This window comes from Desulfonatronospira sp. (assembly GCA_003563255.1).
Lineage (GTDB): Bacteria > Desulfobacterota > Desulfovibrionia > Desulfovibrionales > Desulfonatronovibrionaceae > Desulfonatronospira.
On the sequence record PWSL01000471.1, the window covers coordinates 1 to 3,910 of the forward strand.

Below are 3,910 nucleotides of genomic sequence, written 5' to 3' on the forward strand. Positions count from 1 at the left end.
AGCGCAATGCCAGAAACCTTGAACTGAAAAATGCAGAACTGGATGCAGCCCGCATAAAGGCCGAGGAAGCCACCAAAGCCAAGAGCGAATTTCTGGCCAACATGAGTCACGAAATCCGCACCCCCATGAACGGGGTCATCGGCATGACCGGGCTGCTTATGGATACTGACCTGGACAGGGACCAGGAGCATTATGCCCGCACTGTACGCTCCAGTGCTCAGTCACTCCTGACTGTTATCAACGATATTCTGGACTTTTCCAAAATAGAAGCTGGACGATTGGATATCGAAACCATTGATTTCGATTTAGAGGCCATGCTCAGGGATTTTTCAGGCATGATGGCGGTCAAGGCGGAAGAAAAGGGGCTGGAACTTGTCTGTTCCATGGACCCGGACGTGCCCTCCCTGGTCCGGGGAGACCCGGGCCGGCTGCGCCAGATTCTCATGAACCTTGTGGGCAATGCGGTCAAGTTTACTGAAGAGGGAGAAGTGGAGATCAGAGTGCAAAAAGAAAAAGATGATGCTGGGATGCTGGCATACTGGCATGTTTACCCGGTTGAACCGGGGTCCCCTCCGGGGTGTTCAACTCCGGCTGGAATTGAAGAGAAAGATAACGCCGGCATTCTAGATTCGACTGGAGGCCATGGCTGTGATCAGGGTTCAGATGAAAAATCATTCCGACCACAGGTAAACACTATAGAGGTTGCCCAGGCTCAACGGGACAAACATTTCAGCATCCCAGCATCCCAGCATTCCAGCATCCCAAAAATATCTCTCCGCTTCACTGTTCGCGACACTGGCATGGGCATCCCTGAAGACAAGCAAGACAGTCTTTTTGAAAGCTTTTCCCAGGTGGATGCGTCCACTACCCGCAAATTCGGAGGCACCGGTCTGGGTTTGGCCATTTCCAGGCAACTGGCAGAGCTCATGGGCGGGACAGCAGGTCTGGAAAGTGTAGAGGGCCGGGGAAGCACATTCTGGTTTACAGTGCGCCTGGGTCTTCAGGACGAGCAACAGCAGGAAAGTCCTGCCCCGGCCTGCCTGCAAGGGGTACGCACTCTTATAGTGGACGACAATCCCACCAATCGGGAAATACTCAGGGTACGCCTCGGCTCCTGGAAGATGCGCCCCGAGGAAGCCTCCAGCGGCCCTGAAGCTCTAAGCATGCTGCATCGGGCCCAGGCAGATAACGACCCCTTTGTTGTAGCTGTCTTAGACATGCAGATGCCGGACATGGACGGGGAAACCCTGGGACGAAGCATCAAGCAGGACGGGCAAATTAAGGATACCAGACTGATCATGATGTCTTCAGCAACCGGGCAGACAGGTGATTCCAGTCGTCTGCAGAAGGCTGGATTCGACATCATCCTGCACAAACCTGTCCTGCCCAGTGAACTGCATGCCGGCCTGGAAAAAGTTCTGACAAGAACAGATGCTGCAGACATGGTCGCGGAATATACGAAGCAGGAAAAATTCCGGCAGGGCTATCCGGACTTTTCCAGCACAAAAGCCCGCATTCTGGTGGCCGAAGACAACGTAGTCAACCAGCAGGTGGCCCTGGGCATTCTTAAAAAAATGGGGCTTCGCGCAGATGCCGTGGCCAACGGCCAGGAAGCCATTCACGCCCTGCAGACAATCCCTTACGACCTGGTATTCATGGACGTGCAGATGCCGGAAATGGACGGACTGGAGGCCACGCGGCGGATAAGAAGCATGGAGCATGGGGCATGGAGCATGGAGCATGGAGCAGAGGATAAAGGGCAGAGATCAGAGGTCAGAGATCAGAGGCTGGAGAGCGAATCCCAAAATTCCTCAATTCCTGAATCCCTCAATTCCTCAATCCCAGAATTCAGAATTCCAATTATCGCCATGACCGCCGGTGCCATGCAGGAGGACCGGGAGCGGTGCTTTGATGCCGGCATGGATGATTATACAGCCAAGCCGGTCAATCCGGATGAACTGGCTCGGGTGCTGGAGAAGTGGCTGTTGGAAGACAGAGAACAGAGGATAGAGGACAGAAGTCAGAGGTCTGAGGTCAGTGATCAGGGAACAGCAGGCAGACATCATAAGGCAGAGGACAGAAATCAGAAGTCTGAGGTCAGTGATCAGAGGGGAGAAGAGGAGGACCTTTGGATCGGAGAGGCTGCGGAAACGAAACAGGAACCCTCGAAAGCTTTTGTCTGTACCAGGCCAGTGTTCGACCAGGAGGATTTCATGACAAGAATTGGGCATGACAGTGAGATGGTCAGGGAGATCATGAACGTTTACCTGGAATCCATACCCAAAAACATAGAAGCACTCAAAAAACTTATTGAACAGGGCCAAAAAGAAGGAGCAACCCGGGAGGCTCATTCCATCAAAGGCAATTCAGGCAATGTCAGCTGTCTGGCCATGGCTGAGATCGCCGGAATGATGGAAGAAGCCGGTCATGCCGCAAACCTTGAGCAGATGAAGGAACTTATGCATGAACTGGAAAGGCAGTTTGAAAGATGTATAGTTGAAATTAAAAAAACAATACCGCCGAAGGATTAATCCGAGGCTCAATATATGATCATTTACGGAAAAAAATATGAATAGACATATCCACATACAGGCTCTGGCAGGTGCTTTGCTCGCCGCAGGCATACTTACCATTGTTTCTGTCCTGTATTTTGGAAAGGTAAAAGCCGGGTTCCCTGTCCATGCGGTCATGCTTATGGAAGGGCTTTTAACCTTGCTCACTGCTATTGCCCTGCTGGCAGTTATTTGCTTTGCAAGAAAATGGACCAGTCTTGAACAGGGCAGAATATGGCTCATGCTGACCCTGGGTATCGGCTTGATTTTTGTCTATTCGGCAGCAGACGTTGCAGACAACTTTCTGGCTGTACACCATGGGGACGGACTGCTGGAATTCTACAAAGAGATTGCCTTGCTGCTTGGCGTCACGGTTCTGATGACTGGTTCTTTCATCTGGATCAGAGACCTGCTGCGCACCCGGGAACAACTATTAATCAGAGAACAAAAATTGAGCGAGAGTGAATCCAGATTCAGGAACCTGTTTGAGCTTTATCCTGACGCAACCCTGCTCATCGATCCGGCAACCGCTCTGCCGGTACAGTTCAACAGGATGGCCCATGAACAGCTGGGCTACACCGCCCGGGAATTTGCCGGGATGACTATTCCTGACTATGAGGCCAAAGAATCCCCTGAAGAAACCGCCCGGCACATAGAGCATATACTTGAGCATGGCCGGGATGATTTTGAAACCATGCACAGGTGCAAGGACGGCAGCGTTATTCATGTCAATGTTACAGTCTTGTTGTTGGAACAGGAGGATAAAAAATACTTCCTGTGTGTTTTTCGCGATATCACCGATCATAAAGCAGCAATGCAGGCCCTGGAGGAGAGTGAGCAGCGCTTTCGCGACGTTGCCGAAGCTGCAGGTGAATACATCTGGGAGATTGACCCCAAAGGCACTTACAGCTTTTTGACTCCCAGAGTGGAGGACGTTCTTGGTCGCAGGGTGGATGAAATCCTTGGACGCTCCCCTTTTGATTTCATGCCCTCTGAAGAGGCTCGAAGAGTTGAAAAAATGCTGGCTGGATGGGCTGAAAAAGGCGAATCCTGGCAGGGGCTGGAGCATCAATCATTACGCCCGGACGGCAGAATTGTCTGGCAACGGGTGAGCGGGATGCCTGTCAAGGATGCAGACGATGAGTTGACAGGATTCAGGGGCACCGGGCTGGATATTACTGCAGAAAAGGAAGCCAGGCAAGCCACGCAGGAATTGACAGAAAGGCTGCGCCTGGCCACTGAAGCAGCTGAACTGGGCATATGGGACCTGAGAATTTCCGATGGGTACCTGGAATGGGATGAGGGCATGTTTCGCATCTACGGAGTCAGCCGGGAGGATTTCACAAATTCTGTTGAAG

At 52.0% G+C, this 3,910-nt stretch carries 2 protein-coding genes; both read left to right on the forward strand.

Annotation, left to right across the window (positions count from 1 at the left end):
• Positions 1–2,531, forward strand: a 2,531-nt coding sequence (locus QZP87_RS13875) for a hybrid sensor histidine kinase/response regulator (protein ID WP_291323517.1), incomplete at its 5' end; no start/stop codon positions are given.
• Between the two features lie 37 nt (positions 2,532–2,568).
• The coding region (locus tag QZP87_RS13880) for a PAS domain S-box protein (RefSeq protein WP_291323518.1) at positions 2,569–3,910 on the forward strand (1,342 nt) is incomplete at its 3' end.